Origin of the sequence: Salipiger bermudensis HTCC2601 (assembly GCF_000153725.1) — a bacterium.
In the GTDB taxonomy this organism is placed as follows: domain Bacteria; phylum Pseudomonadota; class Alphaproteobacteria; order Rhodobacterales; family Rhodobacteraceae; genus Salipiger; species Salipiger bermudensis.
The window spans coordinates 1,487,949-1,506,563 of sequence record NZ_DS022276.1; the positions used below are offsets into that span (position 1 = coordinate 1,487,949).

Consider the following 18,615-nt stretch of genomic DNA (forward strand, 5'->3'; position numbering starts at 1 on the left):
TAATATAGATGGAACATGGACAAATACCCGGGCCAAAAGCGCGCAGTGCAGTATCTCTACCCGTCCATCGACCCCTTCGATCAACGCATGATCGACATGGGAGACGGACACAAGATCTATGTCGAGCAATGCGGAAATCCACGCGGCATTCCGGTGATCGTGCTGCATGGCGGCCCGGGCGGCGGCTGCTCGCCGGGGATGCGGCGCTACTTCGATCCCCGCGTGTTCCGCGTCGTGCTCTTCGACCAGCGTGGCTGCGGGCGCTCGCGCCCCCATGCCAGCGTCACCGACAACACCACCTGGCATCTCGTCTCCGACATCGAGCGCATCCGCGAGACCCTCGAGATCGAGCGCTTCATCGTTTTCGGCGGCAGCTGGGGCGCGACGCTGTCGCTGATCTACGGCATCAGCCACCCCGAGCGGGTGCGCAACCTCGTGCTGCGCGGGGTGTTCATGATGACTCGCACCGAGCTCGACTGGTTTTACGGCGGCGGCGCCGGCCAGTTCTGGCCCGAGCCCTGGGCCCGCTTCACCGACCTGATCCCGGAAGACGAGCGCGGCGACCTGATCGGCGCCTATCACAAACGGCTGTTCTCGGGTGACATGCGGGAAGAGACCCGCTTTGCCCGCGCCTGGTCGAGCTGGGAGAACGCGCTGGCCTCGGTCTATTCCAACGGCTCGGGAGGCGATGCGCCGGGCGATTACGCCCGCGCCTTCGCGCGGCTCGAGAACCACTATTTCGTCAACGAGGGCTTCCTGGAAGAAGACGGCTGGATCCTCAACAATGTCGATCGGCTGCACGGCATCCCCGGGATCATCGTGCAGGGGCGCTACGACATGATCTGCCCGCCGCAGCGCGCCTGGGAGCTGGCGCAGGCCTGGCCCGACGCCGACCTGCGGATGATCCGCAACGCGGGCCATGCGCTCTCCGAGCCGGGCATCAGTGCCGAACTTGTGCGCGCGATGGACCAGATTGCCGAGCAAGAGGGTTTACAGGGCGGCGCTGGGCTTTAATCTCGGCCAGCCGGAGGCGAGACGACAGGGACTCGCCGGTGCAACGCAGGAAAGACCGACCATCCCATGAGTGGCTTCAAACGCCGTCGCCTGATCCAGACAGCCCTCGCCGCCGCGGTGCTGGGCGCATCCGGTGTTGCCGCCGCACCGGCCCGTTCGGGTGGCACGCTGCGTGCCGGGCTCGGCGGGGCGCACCCGAGCGACAGCTGGGATGCCCGGACCCACTCCGACCTCTTCATGATCGCGGCAGCGCAGGGCGCCGTGTTCGACACGCTGACCGAGGTCGCCGCCGATGGCTCGCTGCGCGGTGAACTGGCCACCGGCTGGGAGGCCAGCGCCGACGCCCGCGTCTGGACCGTGACGCTGCGCGAAGGCGTGCGCTTTCACGACGGCACGCCCTTTGCCGCACGGGACGTGATCGCGTCGCTCAACCTGCATCTCGAGCCCGGCACCGCCTCGGGCGCCCGCCCGCTGGTCGAGACCATCGCCCGGATGGAGCGGCTCTCGGATCATCGCCTGCGCTTCACTCTCGCCGAGGGCAACGCCGACTTTCCCTACCTGCTGGCCGATTACCACCTGCTGATCTACCCGGCGGGCCAGATCGATGCGGCCATCGCCCAGGGCATCGGCACCGGGCTCTACCGGGTCGAGAGCTTCGAGCCCGGCCGGCGCTTCATCGGGCGGCGGGTCGCGGGGCATTACAAGGACGGGCAGGCGGGCTGGTTCGACCAGATCGAGTTCCACGCCATGAACGACGGTGCCGCGCGGGTCGCTGCGCTCAGGAGCGGGCAGGTCGACACGATCAGCCGGGTGGCGCCGCAGCGCGCCGCACGGCTTCAGGCCGAGCCGAGCCTGCGGCTGCAGGACATCCCCGGCAACCAGTATTACGGCTTTGCCATGCAGACCGGCGCCGCGCCATTCGACGCGCTGCAAATCCGGCAGGCGCTGAAACACGCCATCGACCGGCAGGCGATCCTCGACCAGGTGCTGCTGGGGCACGGCCGCATCGGCGCCGACAGCCCGCTGGGGCCCGCCAATCAGTACACCGCCGATCTCGCCGCCCCGGCCTATGATCCCGACCGCGCCCGCCACCACCTCAGGCAGGCCGGGCTGTCGCGCCTGACCCTGCCGCTTTCGGTCTCGGAGGCCGCCTTCGAGGGCGCGCCCGAGGCGGCGGCGCTCTTCGCCGAAAGCGCCCGCGCCGCCGGCATCGAGATCGCCCTGGTGGCCGAGCCGGGCGAGGCCTACTGGTCGGAGGTCTGGGGCAACCGGCCCTTCAGCGCCTGCGCCTGGTCGGGCCGGGTCACCGAGGACTGGATGCTCTCGACCCAAATGCGCGACGGTGCGCCGTGGAACGACACGCAATGGGGCATGGCGCAGAGCCCGCGCTTCCAGTCGCTGCTGCTCGAGGCGCGCGCCGCGCTCGACAGCGCCCGGCGCCGGGCGCTTTATGGCGAGATGCAGCAGATCCTGCGCGACGAGGGCGGGCTCCTTGTGCCGGTCTTCGCCAACCACCTGCAGGCCCATAGCGACCGCGTGGCCACGCCGCGCGACGTTGGCAATCTCTGGGCCATGGACAATGCCCGCTTCGCGGAACGCTGGTGGCGCGCCTGAGCCGCGGGGCACAGGGTCAGAGCCTGTCGGCGTAATCCGACACCAGCAGGTGCAGCGGCGGCTCGTCTTCCTCGATCTCGGAGAAGCGGCCGATCTCCATTTCGAAGATATTGTCTGTCAGGTCGTCATTGACCGTCGAGACCTCGCCGATCAACACGTCGCTGCCCTCGCCCCAGAAGGCGTGCCATGTGGTCGGGAACAGCGTCACCGACTCGCCGGGATCGAGCTTCAGATGCCCGCCCGCCGGCAGCGTCCTCTCCATGCCGTCGCAGAGCACCGTCACCGGCGCGTGGCGGTCGATTCCGCCCTCCGGCGTTGCCGCGAACAGTTCGAGCACCAGCGTGCCGCCGCCACGGTTGATGATGTCCTCGACCTTGATGTCGTGGCGGTGGTTGGGGCTCAGCTGGTCGCGCCGCGAGATCATGATCTTCTCGGCGTAGAGCATGGCGCTGTGCTTGCCGAGATCGGCGTTGAGCCCGTTGCGGGTGGTGAACAGGAACAGCCCCATCCTGTCGAAGTCGCCAGCGCCGTAATCGGTGATGTCCCAGCCCATGCCGCGGCGCTTGATCTCGCCATGCTCGGCGGCGCGCAGCTCGTCGGGCGAGAGATAGGCGAAGGGCGGGAGGCAGAGGCCGTGGCTGCGGATGAAGGCATCGCCTTCGCGGATGATCTCGTTGATGCGCGAGCGTTTCATGCGGCTCCTCCCTGGGCTGTCATCGGGACGATAGCCAGAGCGCCGCGCCGGTGGTAGGGGCCGGAGGCCTCCGGCGGGAGTATTTTTGACGAAGAGAAGGGAGGGGTGGTTTGGCGCGTCGCGGCTCGGAGGGAGCCCGGCCTCGAGCCCGTGGCGGGGGTGGGACGCCTCCGGCGGGAGTATTTGGAACGTAGAGAAGGAGGGCGCGGCTTGGGGGCGCTGGGCTCGGGGGGAGCCCGGCGTGGGGTTTGTGGAGAGGGTGGAATGGTTCCGGGGAGTGTTGGGGGCGTCGAGAAGAGCGGGGGCGCCGCTCTTCTCTGAGGGTGCGAGATGACTTGGCGTCAGAGCACGTAGCGGCTCAGGTCGGCGGAGCGGGTCAGCTCGCCGAGATAGGTCTCGACGAAGGCGTCATCCACCGTGATCTTGTCGCCGGCGCGGTCGGGGGCGGTGAAGGACAGCTCCTCGAAGACCCGCTCCATCACCGTGTAGAGCCTGCGGGCGCCGATGTTCTCGACGCTCTCGTTGACCTGCGCCGCGATGCGGGCGAGCGCGTGGATGCCGTCTTCGGTGAACTCGACCGTGACCTCCTCGGTGGCCATCAGCGCGGTGTACTGGCGCGTCAGGGCGTTGTCGGTCTCGGTCAGGATGCGGACGAAATCATCCTCGGTGAGTGCCCGCAGGTTGACCCGGATCGGCAGACGGCCCTGAAGCTCGGGCAGCAGGTCCGATGGCTTGGCGATGTGGAAGGCGCCCGAGGCGATGAACAGGATATGGTCGGTCTTGACCGGGCCGTGCTTGGTCGAGACCGTCGTGCCCTCGATCAGCGGCAGCAGGTCGCGTTGCACGCCCTCGCGGGAGACATCGCCGCCGCGGGTTTCCTGCCGCGCCGCAACCTTGTCGATCTCGTCGAGGAAGACGATGCCGTTCTGCTCCACCGCCTCGAGCGCGGCCTTCTTGACCACCTCGTCGTCGAGCAGCTTGTCGGCCTCTTCCTGGATCAGGATCTCGTAGCTTTCCGCCACCGTCAGCTTCTTGCGCGTGGTGCGACCGCCGAACGCCTTCCCGAACATCTCGGAGAGGTTCATCATGCCCATGCCGCCCTGACCCGGCTGGCCGGGGATCTCCATCATCGGGAAGGGCGAGGCGGTCTCGGCCACGTCGAGCTCGATCTCGGTGCCGTCGAGCTCGCCGTTGCGCAGCTTCTTGCGGAACATCTCGCGCGTGGACTCGCGCGCATCGGTGCCGGCGATGGCCTCGATCACCCGCTCCTCTGCGGCCTTGTGGGCGGCGGCCTTCACATCCTCGCGCATGTGCTCGCGGGTCAGCGCGATCGAGCTGTCGACCAGATCGCGGATGATCTGCTCGACATCGCGGCCGACATAGCCCACTTCGGTGAACTTGGTCGCCTCGACCTTGATGAACGGCGCCTTGGCGAGCTTGGCCAGTCGGCGCGAGATCTCGGTCTTGCCGACGCCGGTGGGGCCGATCATCAGGATGTTCTTCGGGTAGACCTCGTCGCGCAGGTCCTCGCTGAGCTGCTTGCGGCGCCAGCGGTTGCGCAGGGCCACGGAGACGGCGCGCTTGGCGTCCTGCTGGCCGATGATGAAACGGTCGAGTTCCGAGACGATCTCGCGGGGGGTCAGGTCGGTCATGATGGTCCTTTCGCGGCGTCTCAGGCCGAAATGGTCTCTACGGTGAGATTGCCGTTGGTGTAGACGCAGATGTCTGCGGCGATGGCCATGGCGCGGCGGGCGATCTCTTCCGCCGAGCGCTCGCTGTCCATCATGCCGCGCGCCGCTGCGAGGGCGAAATTGCCGCCCGAGCCGATGGCGGCGATGTCATGCTCGGGCTCGAGCACGTCGCCGGCGCCGGTGATCACGTAAAGCTCGCGCCCGTCGGTGACGATCAGCATCGCCTCGAGCTTCTGCAGGTACTTGTCGGTGCGCCAGTCCTTGGCAAGCTCGACGCAGGCGCGCTGCAGCTGGCCCGGGGTCTTCTCAAGCTTGGCCTCGAGCCGCTCAAGCAGGGCAAACGCATCCGCGGTGGAGCCTGCAAAGCCGCAGACCACGTCCGAGCCGCCCGGCGACAGGCGCCGCACCTTGCGGGCCGAGCCCTTGATCACGGTCTGGCCAAGGCTCACCTGCCCGTCGCCCGCGACCACCACCTGTCCGCCCTTGCGGACGCCGATGATCGTGGTGCCATGCCAGCCGGGAAATTCCTGATCGGCCATGTTTCGTCTCCTTCTCGTGCTGGGCGCCATATGGGGGCTGGACATTGCCGCGACAAGGCGATGCCCTTGGATCGGACATAGAGCAGGGGCGAGCGGATGGAAATGCGGGGCGGAGATCTCGAGGCGGCGGCGCTGGCGCTCTGGCCGGATCTGGCGCGCCAGATGGGCGAGGAGGCCGGGCTCTGGCGGGCCGCGCCGCTGGCCCGGCGCGAGGATGCGCGGGTCGCAAGGGTGTTGCTCAGGCTCGACGGGCCGGAGGGTCGGCGGCTGGTGCTGAAGCATCAGGCGCGGCCGGTCGTTCCTGACAAATTCGCGGACGGCATCGCCGCGCATGTGGCGGTGCAGGAGGTCTGGCCCGAGGGTCTGCCCGTCTTGCAGGCGGTGGATCTAGAGCGGCAGGCCTGCGTGATGGAGTACCTTCCCGCGCGGCCGCTCTCGGTGCTTTTGGAGGGCGCCCCGCTCGAGACTCAGGCGGCGCTGCTGCGTCGGGCCGGGGCGTGGATGGACGGGTTTCACCGGGCCTTGCACGGCGAGGCGCGGGTGTTCCAGCCGAAATTCACCATCCACTTCCTGCGCTCGGTGATGGGCGAGCTGCGCGCGGGGGAGCGACGGGTGGCGGAACCGGAGCGCTTCCTCGTCTGCGCCGAGGCGCTGTGCGCCATGCAGCCAGACTTCGAGGGGCAGGAGACGGTGACGGCGCAGACCCATGGCGATCTGCACCAGCGCAACCTCGTGCTGGACGAGACGCGCTGCTGGGGCGTGGATTTCGCTGGGGGCAGGGTGGTGCCGGTCGGGCATGACATCGCGCGGCTGCTGACCGACTACGCCATCCTGCACGCGCCGAAAGAGGCGATCCCCAAGGGGCAGGTGCTGCCGCCGCAGGCGCAAAGCGCCTTTTTCGAGGGCTATGGGCTTGTTGGTCCCGGTGACCCATCGGTGCAGCTCTTGCTGCGCAACCGGGTACTGGCGGAGTGGTGGGGGCTTCCGGCGCGCGAGGCAGAGCGGAGCCGGGCGCAGGCCCGCCGGTTCGGGCGGTTGATGGCGTTGGTCGACCGGGTGTTCGGCTGATGCTGCCCGTGTGACCGTCCCGGACCGAACCCGAAACGAAAAATGCGCCCCGCAGGGAGGCGCATTTTCCTGTGTCTGACGGTCAGGTCGCGATTACATCGCTTCCTTGATCCAGCTTTCGAGCGAGGCCTTCGGCGCAGCGCCGGTGCGGTTCGAGATCACCTCGCCGTCCTTGAACAGGAACAGCGCGGGGATGCCGCGCACGCCGAGCTGGGCGGCAACAGCCTGATCGTGGTCGACGTTGATCTTGGCGACCTTGACCTTGCCTTCGTATTGCTCGGACAGCTCTTCGAGCGCCGGGCCGATCTGCTTGCACGGGCCGCACCATTCGGCCCAGAAATCGACCACGACGGGAATGTCGGAGTTCTTCACTTCCTCGTCGAAGGTCGCGTCGGTGACGGGAACGGTGGCCATGATTCTCTCCTTAACGGGTTTGGCAGCCGGTAACTTGAGGCGCGAAGGTAGGTATGGCCCGGCAAGAGGTCAAGCCGTTGTAGCGCGAGCCAGCGCGGCAGACACAAGATCGTGTGGCAGTGCCATGTAGCTTTGCGTCGCTGTCCAGATCAGCGCCGTTTCCACCTCGCGCCCGGGCCAGATCTGCGCCAGTGCCGCCGCATAGGCCCCCATCTGTCGCAACAGCCCCTCGGGCACCTCTGCCGGCGTCGCGGGCACGGTGCGGTTCGACTTGAAGTCCACCGCGATCACCTTGTCCGGGGTGACGAGCAGCCGGTCGATGATGCCGTGGATGCGCCCGACAGGCTCTATACTCGCCGAAATCGGCACCTCGGCAAGGCTGCCGGGCGCGAAGAACGGCCCGAGTTCCGGGGTCTCGAGCACCGCGATCGCCTCCTCGGCCAGCCGATCGGTCTCTTCCGGCAGCTCCTCGACGATCGCCAGCACATGCGGCACCGCGTCGGGGCGCGCCGCCGGTGGCAGGGCCGAGAGGTGTTCGAGCAGAAGGTGCAGCGCGGTGCCTCTGAGCATCGCCTCTTCGGTGTCGTCGCCGTCTTCGCCGCCAAGCGCCTTCGGGCCTCCGAGACCAGACGGCGAGACCGCCTCTGCCACCGCTTCAGGCACCGCTGCCGGATGGCGGAACACGTCCGGCAGGTCCACCTCGATGCGGGGCGTCTCTTCGACCCTCTCATGCGGCAGGTCGCTCCAATCGGCGCGGCCCAGCGTCAGCCCCTCGCCGCTGCCCCAGCCGCCGAAGCCGAACTCGGTGGGCTCGGCGCCCGAGCGCTCCATGCCGATCCGCACCTGATCGTACCAGGCGTTGCCCTGGCTGCCGAGCTTGCCGGCGGCGGCGACCACCAGCCACTTCTCGGCCCGGGTCAGAGCCACATAGAGCAGCCGGTCACGCTCGCGCTGGTCGGCCTCCTTGGCCTCGGCCAGCGCCTGCGCCTGAACCTGCGGCTGCCGGTCGGCGCTGGCTTTCCAGACCGTGCCGGTCTCGCCCTCGAGCAGGCTGTCGCGGATCTGGCTGTTGGGCTCGGCGCAATCGGGCAGGATCACGATCGGCGCCTCGAGCCCCTTGGCACCATGCACCGTCATCACCCGGATGCGGCTGCCGGCGCTGTCGGGGGCGCGCTTGATCTCGAGATCGTCGGTCTGCAACCATTCGAGGAAGCCGGTCAGCGAGGGCACCTCGGTCTGCTCGTAGGCCAGCGCCTGCGCGAGCAGCGCGTTGATGCCGTCCTCGGCCTCTTCGCCCAGCCGGCCGAGCAGCCGCTTGCGCCCGTCATGGCGGGTCAGGATACGCTCGATCAGGTCGTAGGGGCGCAGGAAATCGGTCTCGCTGCGCAGATCGTCGAGCACCGACATCACGCGCGGCACTGCGTCTCTGTTCCGGCGCAACTCGGCCCAGAGATAGCCCTTCCGGCCCTGCGCCAGCGTGAAAAGCTGCTGCTGCGTCAGGCCAAAGAGCGGCGAGCGCAGCGCGGTGGCGAGCGAGAGGTCATCCTCGGGCGTGGCGAGGAACGCCAAGAGCGCGCCGATGTCCTTCACCGCCAGTTCCGACATCACCTTGAGGCGGTCGGCCCCGGCAATCGGCAGGTTGTGCTGCTTGCAGGCGCGGATGATCTCGGAGAACAGCGTGCCGCGCCCGCGCACGAGGATCAGGAAATCGCCGGCATGGGCGGGGCGCGTCTTGTAGCTGCCGCTATGGCCGATCTCTTCGGGCAGCGGCGTGCCGATGGTGCGGTCAATGAAGCCCGCGATGCGGTTGGCAAGGATCACCGCGTGGTGGCGCTGGCCGATGCGGTCGACCGGCTCGTACCAGTCGGCCTCTTCCTCGTCGTCCTTGGTGGGCTCCACATGGGGCCAGAGATCGACCCGGCCGGGCATCTCGGACTTGAAGGCGCGGTGTTTCTGATCCTGCGAGAACCCCGCCGCCTCGCGCCGGTCGAAGGTGTTGTCGACCAGCCGCAGGATCGGCTCGGCGGACCGGAAGCTGTATTCCAGCATCATCCGGCTGAGCGGGGCCTCGGTGCGTTGCAGGCGCTCGGCGAACTCGTCGCACATGCGGTCGAACTCGCGCGGGTCGGCGCCCTGGAAGGAGTAGATCGACTGCTTCTTGTCGCCGACCACGAAGATCGTGCGCCGAACGTCAGCCCGCGCGCCCTCGCCGGAAGTGAATTCGTGCGCCAGCCGCTCGATCACCTGCCATTGCACCGGCGAGGTGTCCTGCGCCTCGTCGACGAGGATGTGGTCGATGCCGCCATCGAGCCGGTAGAGCACCCACTCCGCCACCCGCTCATCCGAGAGCAGATCGCGGGCGCGGATCACCAGATCGTCGAAATCGAGCCATCCACGGCGCTGTTTCTCGGTCTCGTAGGCGGGCAGGAAGGCCTGCGCAAAACGGTGCAGCGCCAGCTCGCGCCCGACGGCACCCAGCGCCAGCCTGGTCTGACGCGCCTGCTCGACCCTGCGCATGAGGTCTTCGAGCCTGTTCATCAGCGGCTCGAGCGCGCCGGTGCGCAGCCCCTTGGTGGGGAAGCTGCCGATCTTGGCGGTGAAGGGCTCCTTGGCGGCCTTGCCGGTGAGCAGTACGCCCTCGAGGATCTGCAGCGCGTCGAGATCGGGGGCGGTGATGCGGGCCAGTTGCAGACCCGCCTTCTGGTCGTTCTTGCCGGATCCCGCCAGCGCCGTCGCCACCTCGCGCAGCAGCTCGATCTCGCCGCCAAGGAAGACCGAGGCCAGCAGCGCCTCCTCGCTGTCATCGGGCGAGAGACCGTACATGGCGAGGATCTCTTCCCGCGACCGCGCCGGCAGGAACGCTTCCTTGGTGCGGCACATCTCGGCCAGCAGCTTGTCGGGATCGTCGGTGAGGTGGCGCGCGAGCTCGGCCACCAGAGCCTGTTGCGGGCCTTCCGAGAGTCGGTCGAGCACCTCGGCGCGCAAAAGCTGCGCCGCGCGGTCCTCCATCTCGTGGAACTGCGGCGAGACGCCGGCCTCGAGCGGGAAGCGCCGCAAAAGCGATGCGCAGAACGAGTGGATGGTCTGGATGCGCAGCCCGCCCGGTGTCTCGATGGCGCGGGCAAAGAGCGTGCGCGCGCCGGCCAGCCGCTCGGGCGGCAGCGGCCCGTCGAGCCCGAGCTGGCGCAGCTCGGCGCCGAGCGCCTCGTCATCCAGCATCGCCCAGGCCCCGAGACGGCGGAACAGGCGGTTCTGCATCTCGGTCGCGGCGGCCTTGGTGTAGGTCAGGCACAGGATGTGCTCGGGCAGCACCCCGTCGAGCAGCAGCCGCGCCACCCGGTCGGTGAGCACGCGGGTCTTGCCCGAGCCGGCATTGGCCGAGAGCCATGTCGACAGATCCGGCCGCGCGGCGCGGACCTGCGCCTCGGTTGCCTCGTCGCGCTTCATTCCAGCACCTCGCGGTCGGCTTCGTCGACCACGTCCCATTCGCCGAAGCGCGACAGGTGGTCATACTCGGACAGGTCCTTCTCCCGCACCAGCGCGGCGCGGGCGGTATAGCCGCGATCAGGCTCGAACCAGCGGGCCATCAGGGTCTCGAACTCGGCCCAGACCTGCTGCGCTGGCATCTCCTCGAGAGGCGCCGGCACCTCGCGCGGGTTGTTCGCGACAGAGACGAACACGGCCTGTTCGGTGTGTCTTGGCTGCAGATCCTTGAACGCCCCGCGCTCGACCATCGCCGCCTCGAGCAGAAGCTGCTTGTCGAAATGGCGCTGCTGGCTCTCGGTCGGGGCGGCGCCGGTCTTGTAGTCGTAAAGATGCGCGCCGCCCCGATCATCGATGTCGATCCGGTCGGCCTTGCCACGCAGGGTGAACCCCAGCGCCGGGATCTCGGCATGGCCCATGATCTCGAAATGCGCCGGGCGGGCGATGGCCTGCCGGGCGCGCTCGGTCTCGGCGAACCATTCCGCCACCCGCCCGAGCCGCGCCTGCCAGAGATGCCGCGTCGTCGGGTAGGGCACGCGTTCGGGATCGCCGATCAGCGCGGTGGTGCGGCGCAGCAGCGCCTCGGTGGTCAGCTGCGAGGGGTCCGAGAGGCTCTCCTTCACGAATTCCTCGAGCACCTCGTGGATCAGGATGCCGCGCAGCAGCGCGTCGGGGGCGCGTTGCAACGGGTTGAGCGGCGCGAGCCGCAGCACCCGCTTGGCGTAGATATGGAACGGGTCGCGGATCAGGTGCTTGATCTCGGTGACCGAGAGGCTGCGCGGGCGCGCCTCGACCGGCGGCGCCGGCGAGGGTCGGGTCGCGGGCGGGCTTGGCTGCGGCCTTTCCAGCGCCCGGGCCAGCGCCAGCCAGTGACCCCCGCGCGCCTTCATCGCTGCAAGCGCCTGCGGCCCGCTGCGGTCGGGCAGGCCGTTCATCAGGTTCATCAGGCGGTTTAGCCACCGCGAGGGCACCGTTTCGGCATCGTCGGACTTGAGCGCGCGGGTCAGCCAGACCTGCGGCGCGGCCACCGCCTGCTGGAAGTCATGCGCGGCGAGGCCGATGCGCCGCTCGGGCACCAGAAGGCCCGCCTTGTGCCGCATCCGGCGGTTCAGCCATGGATCGGCGCCGGGCAGTTCCGGCCACGAGCCCTCGTTCAGCCCGCCGAGGATCAGAAGGTCGGCCCCCATCACGCGCGCCTCGAGCGTGCCCCAGATCAGGATCCGCGGATGCGGCGCGTCGCGGTCGCGCAACTCATGCTGCTGCAGGATCGCCGCGAAGAGATCGCCGTAGTCGCGCGCGTCGAGATCGGTGCCAAAGCCCGCCTCGTCGCGCAGACCCTCGACCACGGCCCGCGCCTTGCGCCCCGCGGCCTCTTTCCAGAGCTCGGAGTCTTCGCCCTGCGGCCCGGCAGCAATGGCCTCGGCGCGGGCGATGTGATCCTCGATCCAGTCCGAAAGCGCCCGCTTGCCGCGCCGGGGTGGCTGGCAGAAACTGTCGGCGACCCAGTTGGCCCAGCTCTCCATCTCGGCTGCGACGCCCCATGCACGGATCAGCTCGGGGCGCGGATAGGGCCAGGACTTGTTGCGGATATGCAGCTCGAGCTCGCGGGTGGCGCGCAGGTGCTCGCCCCGGTCATGGCCGGAATGGCAAAGCGGGTGCTTGAGCAGCGTCAGCAGGGCCTCGGCGGTCAGATCGTGCTGGAACAGGGTCGAAACATGGCGCAGGAAGCGGCCCGGCGGCGACAGCTGCAACGGCGTGCCGGCGCTGTCATCGGGCAGGATGTTCCAGCGGTCGAGCGCCGCCGTGACCTGCCGCGTCAGCATCCGGTCGGGGGTGATCAGCGCCGCCGTCACACCCTCTTCGGCGGCCTGCCGCAGGCGCAGCGCAATGGCGGTGGCCTCGTCGCGCTGCGAGGCGGCCTCGACCAGTGTCAAATCCTCGGTGGCGGCGATCAGATCGGGCAGCATCGGCCCCTCGTCGCGCCACTGGTCGGTGACGGGCGCCGGTCGCAACGCCAGCGAGATCAGCCGGTTGCGCGCTGCGCTGGGCGGCTCGGCTTCTGACCAGCGCAGCACGTCGCCGGCCTGCATGCCGAGATCGTTGATCAGCTTGGCAAAGCGGAACTGCGGATGATCCTCGCTGGCCAGCGCATCGGTCAGCCCGTGCCAAACGCTCTCCGGCGTGTCGAAATCGAAGCCCGGCAGCACCAGCTCGCCCTGCGGCAGCCGCGCCACCGCGCGCATCAGCTCGTTCGTGCCCCCGCGCGAGCCGGTCGAACCGGCAAGGATCACCGGGTGCGACGGCGGGTTGACCTCCCAGTCGGACAGTCTCTGTTTCAGCGCAAGACGGCGGAACGAGGTGGTATCGGGCGCATCCTCGGCACTGTCGAAATAGCGCTGCACGATGTTGAGAAAGCTGAGCGCGCGCTGCCAGTGGCCGGACTCGTCGCTGACATCGAGCGCCGCGATATCCTCGGGCGAGACGCCCTCGTCCTGCATCTCGTCCATCAGCGTGGCGAGGCTGTCGGCGAGATCGAAAAGCGCGGTGCGGGGGGCGAGATCGGGCTGCGCATCGAGCAGGCCCGAGACCAGCCCGGTCAGCTCCAGCCGCCGCCGGAGCGGCGAGACCGGCGCCGGAAGATGCGCCAGCGCGATCGGGTCGGCGACATTGCTCAGAAGCCGGATGCGCGGCAGCAGCGTTGCCGGGCCGCGATCGAAGATCTGCCGGATGCGCCGCGCCATGCGGGTGGTGTTCACGATCAGCTCGACCCGCGCCATCGCCTCGGGCGGCTGGCCCTCCATGCGCGTGCGCAGCCCCGCGACCAGCGCCTCGGGGAAATCGATGCCGGGCGCAACGGCAAAGACGCGGGGGGCGGCGGAGGGCTCAAACATCGGCGGCCAGCATCTCTTCGGCGAGGCGGATGCCGTCGGGGTGGCCCACGTCGCACCACTGGCCCGGATAGGGCAGGCCGCAGAGCCTGCCTTGTTCCGCCATCTGGTTCCAGATCACGTTGAGCGAGAAAACAGGCTCTGTGACGGCGTGAAGCGCCTTGGTCTTGACGATCTGCGCGCCGGTATAGACGAGATCTCCGCCACGGCTGAGCTGGCCATCGCCCAGGATGTCGAAATCGCCGCCGCCCTTGCGGCCCACGGCGTTTCCAAGCGGCACGCAGAGCAGAAGTGCATCCATGCGCGCCGGATCCCAGGCCTCGGCCAGCAGGCGCAGCGGGTTGGGGCCGGACCATACCGCGTCGGTGTTGAGGGTGAAGACCGGGTCGGCGTCCAACAGCGGCAGCGCGTGCCGCAGCCCGCCGCCGGTGTCGAGGATCTCGGGCTGCTCGCGCGACACCGTCACGTCGCGGGGGGCGAGATGCGACTCGAGCTGGTCGGCGCGGTAATGCGCGTTGGCGACCCGGCGCAGCGAGCCGAAGCCCTCGGCCATCGCCAGCGCGTGGTCGATCAGCGGCTGGCCCGCAACCTCGATCAGCGGCTTGGGGCGGTCGGCCGTCAGGGCGCCCATGCGGGTGCCGAAGCCGGCGGCAAAGAGCATCAGGGCGTCGGGCATGGAGATTTCAGCCTTTGCAGGATCTCGGGCGTGGGCGCGGGAAGCGCCGGATGCAGGATCGCGGCGACCTCTGCAAGGGCCGGGTGGCGCAGGTCGGCCTGCAGGTGGCCCCAGACCCGCGGGATCAGGTCGATATAGCCGGGCTTGCCCCGGGTCGCGGCGAGCCGGGCGAAGACCCCGAGAATGCGCAGGTTGCGCTGGGCGCCCAGCACCGCCAGCGCGGTGCGGAAGGGCGTCTCGGGCAGGCCGGTTGCCCCGAGATAGTAACGGATCGCGGCCTCGGCGGTTTTGGGGGCGACGTCGCGGCGGGCATCCTCGATCAGCGAGACGAGATCATAGGCGCGGTGACCCTGCAGCGCGTCTTGGAAATCGAGCAGACCGGCGCGGGCGGGGCCTTGGCGATCCGGGAGCCAGAGGATGTTCTCGGCGTGGTAGTCGCGCAGGATCATCACGTCGGTCTCGGGCGCATGGGCCGCCAACGCGCGCTCGAAGGCCTGCGCGCAGGCCTCGGCTGTGCCGGTTTGCGGGGCAAACCCTGCGTTGGTGGCGAAGCAGGTGAAGGCGAGGTCGGTCATCACCGCCAGATATTGCGGGCTTGCCTCCGGCAGATCGGCGGGCGGCGCGTGCTGGTGCAGGGCGATCAGAGCGTCGGTCGCGAAGAGATAGAGCTGCTTTTCGGTCTCGGGATCGGTGGCGAGACGGGCGATGAGGCCGTCGCCCAGATCCTCGAGCAGTAGCTTTCCCGGGGCCTCCGCAAGGATTTCCGGTGCGCTCAGGCCGAGAGACAGCAGGTGCCGCGAGAGCCGGGCGAAGAGCGCGGTGTCGCCGTCCGGGTCGTCCATCAGGATCGCCCGCGCGGCGCCCTTGCAAAGCCGCGTGTAACGCCGGGCCGAGGCATCTCCGGCGATCGGCGAGGCCGTGGCCTCGGCCCAGCCGGCTTTGGCGAGGAAGAGGTCGGTCATGCGGTCAGCTCCGTCACGATGGCGTCCCAACGCGGATCGCTCCAGTCGAGCGTAAGCGCGCGGCTGTCCTCGGCCGCGCCTGCGTCGAAGCTGAGCGACAATGCGTCTGCGGGTGCGAGATCCTCGAGCCGGTCTGGCCATTCGACGAGGCAGATCGCGGTCTCGAAGGCGTCGGCGAGGCCAAGCTCCTCGCATTGATCCGGGTCTGAGAGGCGGTAGAGATCCGCGTGCCAGAGCTCGCCGGCGGCGGTGTCATAGACCTGTACCAGCGTGAAGGTCGGCGAGGGCACATCCTCTGGCGGGTCTTGCAGGGCGTGGATCAGGCAGCGGGCGAAATGGGTCTTTCCGGCCCCGATTCCGCCCGAGAGCAGCAGCACGTCGCCGGGCGAGAGCCGCGTCGCCAGTTGGCTGGCGAGGGCACAGGTCGCCTCGGGCGAGGTCAGGGTGAGAACGGCGCGCGGCGAGGTCATGGCCGCGAAGATACCCTCCCGCCGCGCCGGCGCAAGCGGGTTCCCACGGCAGGCGTTCAGCCCTGCGCGAGCGTCTCCGGCTGGCGGAGGGGCAGCTGGCAGAAGCGGACCATCGTGGCACCGCCGGGCAGCGGTTCGGCAAGGCAGCGCAGCGGCTGGCCGTCGTGGTCGTGAAGCTCGGCATCCCACGGGGCGCGGTCGCGCTCGAGTGTCACGAACTCGCGCAGATCCCCCCAGATCGGGCTGGGCCGAAAGGCGGCCTGCCAGTGCCGCGTGGCCTCCTTTATGCCGAGATCGGCGGGGCTTTCTTCCGGGTCGGAGCCCCACATCTCGCGATAGGGGGCATTGCAGAAAGCGAGCTTGCCGGTGCGGGAGAACACGGCGATGGCCTCTTCGAGACTGTCGAGCACCGATTGCGAGGTTTCGAGCTCCTGCCGGAAATGCCGGGTCAGCGAAACCTCTGCGCTGATATCCTCGAACAGGAAGGCGATGCCACCATCGGGATGCGGCCGGCCCGTCATCCGGTAGGTCGCCCCCGAGGGCAGTGACCATGTCTCGACGTAGTGGTCGCTGCTGGCGGCGGCGATGACCTCGCCCAGCTTGTCGCGCCAGCTTCGATAGTCGCGCGGCTCGGGCAGGACCTGCCGGTCGCGGAGCATGTCGAAGAAGCTGAGCAGGTTTGGCCGGCCGGTCAGGAAATCCGCCGGCAACTGCGTCAGGTCGAGCAGCGCCGGGTTGAACAGCACCAGCCGCCGCTCCTTGTCGAACACCGCGAGCGCAATCGGCAGATGCGCGAAGATGCGGGTCAGCGTTTGCAGGAAGGTGCGCTGTGTCGTCTCGGCCGCGATCACCGGGTCGATGTTCTGGGCGTAGTGAAGCCATCCGTCCGAGACACGGCACGACTGCACCTCGTACCACGAAGCCGGGGCGCAACCGTCCCCACCAAGCCTTGTGCGGGTCACCCGCAGCGGTTGCGCCGGGTCTGGATGCAGGGAGAAGGGCGCGCTGCCCGGTGCGGCGCCTGCCTGCGCGCGCAGATCGTCGAAGAACGTGTTGCTCCAGGTCACGACATGGGCGCTGTTGGTCATCCAGATGGCCAGCGGCGCGCGGGCCACGGCCCGGTGCAGGCGTTTCGACTCGGGCTCGTGGCAGCGCAGTCTCAGCGCCTCCCCGATGGGTAGGGGCGGGGTCCTGATCTCGAGACGCAGACCGTCGCCATCCGGGGTGAGGGTGAGCCGGGTCTGCGGATCGTGCAGGGCGGTGTAGCTGCCCGGTGAACGGGGTGGCGCGTCGGGCAGGGGGCCGAAGAGCGGTTGCAATGTCGTGACGATCTCGGCCCAGCCGAGCGGTTCACCGGTCGCGCGGCCGAAGAGCCGGTCGGCCTGCGAGGAGCTGTCGACCACGGCGCCGTCGCGCAGCATCAGCGTGACCGGCGGTTCCGGTGGCTCGGCAAGCGCTGCGCTCGGGAGTCGCCGGCTGGCGCGATTGAGCAGCCATCCCGCCAGAAAGGCGGCGCCGCCGGCTATCAGGCCGGTCAAAAGAGCGAGCATTGGTTCTACCAAGGCGCAGATCCCGGAAATTGTCCTTCCCAATGGGTACGGCAGGAAAGGTTAATCCGGGGTTAAGCGGCGTCTCGGGAAGATTGGTCAGGCGTCGAAGGGGCGGTTCTCTCCGATTCCGATCCCGATCGGAGACGCCGGCGGGACGATGCTGTCGCGGGGCCAGACGACCTCGACGATGGCGCCGGTGCGTGCGCCACTCCTGCCCTCGGAGGCCGATGCCGACCCGTTAGCAAAACTGAGCTCCGCGCCGCTGCGCTCGAGCAGGGTCTTGGCGATGAACAGGCCCAGCCCCATGCCCTCGTATTCCGGTCGGGCACGGCGGTCGGCATCGCTGCGGCGGCGGCGCATCAGCGGATCGCCGAGCCGTCCGATCAGGTGCGAGGGAAAGCCTGCCCCGTCATCCAGGATCCGCACGGTGACGTTGTCGCCGTCCCAGAGCGCCTCGACCCAGACTTCGCTGCTGGCGAAGTCCACCGCGTTCTGGATCAGGTTGCGCAGCCCGTGAATGATCTCGGGCCGGCGCAGGATCTGCGGCACCGCGGGATCCTGCGGGTCGGGCCGGGTCTCGATCCCGATGGTCTTACCGCGATCCTCGTGCGGCTCCGCGGCCTCCCGGATCACCTCGGTGAGGGGCGCCTGCCGCATGTGCAGGTCATCCTTGCCGGCGCGGCCCATGCTGCGCAGGATGTCGCGGCAGCGGTCGGCCTGATCGCGGATCAGGCGCGCGTCCTCCTGGCTGTCGGGGCGGTCGTCGAGATCCTCGATCAGTTCGGCGGAAGTGAGCTTGATGGTGGCCAGCGGCGTGCCCAGCTCATGCGCGGCGGCGGCCACCACGCCGCCGAGATCGTTGAGCTTCTGCGCCCGCCCCAGCGCCATCTGCGTGGCGATGAGCGCGTCCGACATGGCGTTCATCTCGGTGGTGACCCGGCGGGCATAGACCGAGATGAACACCAGCGCGATCGAGATCGCCACCCACTCGCCGAAGATGAAGATCTGCGGCAGCTCCAGCACCGGACCGTCGGCCGGGCGCAGCGGGATGTGCATGAAGGCCATGAGCGTCACCAGCACGAAGGCGGTGGCGTTGAGCAGGATGGTCGAGCGCAGCGACAGCACCGTGGCCGAGACCGTCACGGGGGCCAGCACCAGCATCGAGAACGGGTTGTTGAGCCCGCCGGTGAGGAACAGCAGGAACGAAAGCTGCAAGAGGTCGAACATGACCATCAGCGTGTTCTCGGTTTCCGACAGGCGCTTGTTCTCGGGAAAGACGAACATTGCCACGAGGTTGCCGGCCACCGACACGCCCACGGCGAGATAGCACAGGCCCAGTTCGAGCTGCAGGCCGTAGAGCTGCCGCGCCACCGAGATGGCGATGAGCTGGCCGCCGATGGCGACCCAGCGCAGGACGATCATGGTGCGCAGGCGAATGAAATTGCCGCGCTGGTCCTCGTCCAGAAGTCCCAGGTCCTCTTCGCTCATCTGCGCGCTTTCGTCTCTTTGATCCTGTCGCGGCAATTGTTAGGTCTGCCCCAGCAGATACGCA

The 18,615-nt window shown here is 68.8% G+C and carries 14 protein-coding genes; 3 read left to right on the plus strand and 11 right to left on the minus strand.

Annotation, left to right across the window (positions count from 1 at the left end; genetic code table 11):
• Window positions 1-15: 15 nt before the first annotated feature.
• Complete coding sequence (gene pip, locus R2601_RS07120; RefSeq protein WP_007795755.1) at window positions 16-1,014, plus strand: prolyl aminopeptidase; 999 nt, start codon at window positions 16-18, stop codon at window positions 1,012-1,014.
• A 66-nt stretch (window positions 1,015-1,080) separates the two neighbouring features.
• Complete coding sequence (locus R2601_RS07125) at window positions 1,081-2,628, plus strand: ABC transporter substrate-binding protein (RefSeq protein ID WP_007795758.1); 1,548 nt, start codon at window positions 1,081-1,083, stop codon at window positions 2,626-2,628.
• A 16-nt stretch (window positions 2,629-2,644) separates the two neighbouring features.
• Here the strand turns inward: R2601_RS07125 and R2601_RS07130 are convergent, their stop codons facing one another.
• The 3 genes from R2601_RS07130 to hslV all read right to left on the minus strand — a co-directional run bounded on the left by R2601_RS07130 (window position 2,645) and on the right by hslV (window position 5,552).
• Window positions 2,645-3,322, minus strand: coding sequence for a D-lyxose/D-mannose family sugar isomerase (locus tag R2601_RS07130; protein ID WP_007795760.1), 678 nt, complete (start codon window positions 3,320-3,322; stop codon window positions 2,645-2,647).
• 341 nt (window positions 3,323-3,663) lie between these two features.
• The gene (gene hslU / locus R2601_RS07135) at window positions 3,664-4,974 is read right to left on the minus strand and encodes an ATP-dependent protease ATPase subunit HslU (RefSeq protein WP_007795762.1); all 1,311 of its coding nucleotides are present in this window, start codon (window positions 4,972-4,974) and stop codon (window positions 3,664-3,666) included.
• 20 nt (window positions 4,975-4,994) lie between these two features.
• Window positions 4,995-5,552, minus strand: a complete 558-nt coding sequence (gene hslV, locus R2601_RS07140) for an ATP-dependent protease subunit HslV (RefSeq protein ID WP_007795765.1) — start codon at window positions 5,550-5,552, stop codon at window positions 4,995-4,997.
• Between the two features lie 96 nt (window positions 5,553-5,648).
• Here hslV and R2601_RS07145 point away from each other — a divergent pair, with 96 nt between their 5' ends.
• Window positions 5,649-6,620: a phosphotransferase gene (locus tag R2601_RS07145; RefSeq protein ID WP_007795767.1), complete on the plus strand. Its 972-nt coding sequence runs from the start codon at window positions 5,649-5,651 to the stop codon at window positions 6,618-6,620.
• 93 nt (window positions 6,621-6,713) lie between these two features.
• Here the strand turns inward: R2601_RS07145 and trxA are convergent, their stop codons facing one another.
• The 8 genes from trxA to regB all read right to left on the minus strand — a co-directional run bounded on the left by trxA (window position 6,714) and on the right by regB (window position 18,551).
• Window positions 6,714-7,034 (minus strand): thioredoxin, encoded by a 321-nt coding sequence (trxA, locus tag R2601_RS07150; protein ID WP_007795770.1) that lies wholly within the window; start codon window positions 7,032-7,034, stop codon window positions 6,714-6,716.
• A 69-nt stretch (window positions 7,035-7,103) separates the two neighbouring features.
• Window positions 7,104-10,481, minus strand: coding sequence for a double-strand break repair helicase AddA (addA, locus tag R2601_RS07155; RefSeq protein WP_007795772.1), 3,378 nt, complete (start codon window positions 10,479-10,481; stop codon window positions 7,104-7,106).
• Window positions 10,478-13,408, minus strand: coding sequence for a double-strand break repair protein AddB (gene addB / locus R2601_RS07160; RefSeq protein WP_007795774.1), 2,931 nt, complete (start codon window positions 13,406-13,408; stop codon window positions 10,478-10,480). The genes addA and addB overlap by 4 nt, the downstream gene beginning before the upstream one ends.
• Window positions 13,401-14,081, minus strand: coding sequence for a nucleotidyltransferase family protein (locus R2601_RS07165; RefSeq protein ID WP_007795777.1), 681 nt, complete (start codon window positions 14,079-14,081; stop codon window positions 13,401-13,403). The genes addB and R2601_RS07165 overlap by 8 nt, the downstream gene beginning before the upstream one ends.
• Entirely contained in the window at window positions 14,066-15,043 is a 978-nt protein-coding gene (locus tag R2601_RS07170; protein WP_007795779.1) for an aminoglycoside phosphotransferase family protein, read from the minus strand. The genes R2601_RS07165 and R2601_RS07170 overlap by 16 nt, the downstream gene beginning before the upstream one ends.
• On the minus strand, window positions 15,040-15,513 hold the full coding sequence (gene tsaE / locus R2601_RS07175) for a tRNA (adenosine(37)-N6)-threonylcarbamoyltransferase complex ATPase subunit type 1 TsaE (protein WP_007795782.1): 474 nt from the start codon (window positions 15,511-15,513) through the stop codon (window positions 15,040-15,042). Before tsaE ends, R2601_RS07170 begins: the two co-directional genes overlap by 4 nt.
• Before the next feature lie 56 nt (window positions 15,514-15,569).
• Window positions 15,570-17,063 (minus strand): PAS-domain containing protein, encoded by a 1,494-nt coding sequence (locus tag R2601_RS07180; RefSeq protein ID WP_007795786.1) that lies wholly within the window; start codon window positions 17,061-17,063, stop codon window positions 15,570-15,572.
• 96 nt (window positions 17,064-17,159) lie between these two features.
• Window positions 17,160-18,551: a sensor histidine kinase RegB gene (gene regB / locus R2601_RS07185; RefSeq protein WP_007795788.1), complete on the minus strand. Its 1,392-nt coding sequence runs from the start codon at window positions 18,549-18,551 to the stop codon at window positions 17,160-17,162.
• Between the last annotated feature and the right edge of the window lie 64 nt (window positions 18,552-18,615).

What these genes read in the sequence shown, in the direction of transcription:
- R2601_RS07125 (WP_007795758.1), top strand. Translation starts at nt 1,081, where the DNA reads ATGAGTGGCTTCAAACGCCGTCGCCTGATCCAGACAGCCCTCGCCGCC.
- R2601_RS07170 (WP_007795779.1), bottom strand. Translation starts at nt 15,043, where the DNA reads ATGACCGACCTCTTCCTCGCCAAAGCCGGCTGGGCCGAGGCCACGGCC.
- R2601_RS07180 (WP_007795786.1), bottom strand. Translation starts at nt 17,063, where the DNA reads ATGCTCGCTCTTTTGACCGGCCTGATAGCCGGCGGCGCCGCCTTTCTG.
- hslU (WP_007795762.1), bottom strand. Translation starts at nt 4,974, where the DNA reads ATGACCGACCTGACCCCCCGCGAGATCGTCTCGGAACTCGACCGTTTC.
- pip (WP_007795755.1), top strand. Translation starts at nt 16, where the DNA reads ATGGACAAATACCCGGGCCAAAAGCGCGCAGTGCAGTATCTCTACCCG.
- addB (WP_007795774.1), bottom strand. Translation starts at nt 13,408, where the DNA reads ATGTTTGAGCCCTCCGCCGCCCCCCGCGTCTTTGCCGTTGCGCCCGGC.
- R2601_RS07145 (WP_007795767.1), top strand. Translation starts at nt 5,649, where the DNA reads ATGGAAATGCGGGGCGGAGATCTCGAGGCGGCGGCGCTGGCGCTCTGG.
- regB (WP_007795788.1), bottom strand. Translation starts at nt 18,551, where the DNA reads ATGAGCGAAGAGGACCTGGGACTTCTGGACGAGGACCAGCGCGGCAAT.
- R2601_RS07165 (WP_007795777.1), bottom strand. Translation starts at nt 14,081, where the DNA reads ATGCCCGACGCCCTGATGCTCTTTGCCGCCGGCTTCGGCACCCGCATG.
- hslV (WP_007795765.1), bottom strand. Translation starts at nt 5,552, where the DNA reads ATGGCCGATCAGGAATTTCCCGGCTGGCATGGCACCACGATCATCGGC.
- trxA (WP_007795770.1), bottom strand. Translation starts at nt 7,034, where the DNA reads ATGGCCACCGTTCCCGTCACCGACGCGACCTTCGACGAGGAAGTGAAG.
- R2601_RS07130 (WP_007795760.1), bottom strand. Translation starts at nt 3,322, where the DNA reads ATGAAACGCTCGCGCATCAACGAGATCATCCGCGAAGGCGATGCCTTC.
- tsaE (WP_007795782.1), bottom strand. Translation starts at nt 15,513, where the DNA reads ATGACCTCGCCGCGCGCCGTTCTCACCCTGACCTCGCCCGAGGCGACC.
- addA (WP_007795772.1), bottom strand. Translation starts at nt 10,481, where the DNA reads ATGAAGCGCGACGAGGCAACCGAGGCGCAGGTCCGCGCCGCGCGGCCG.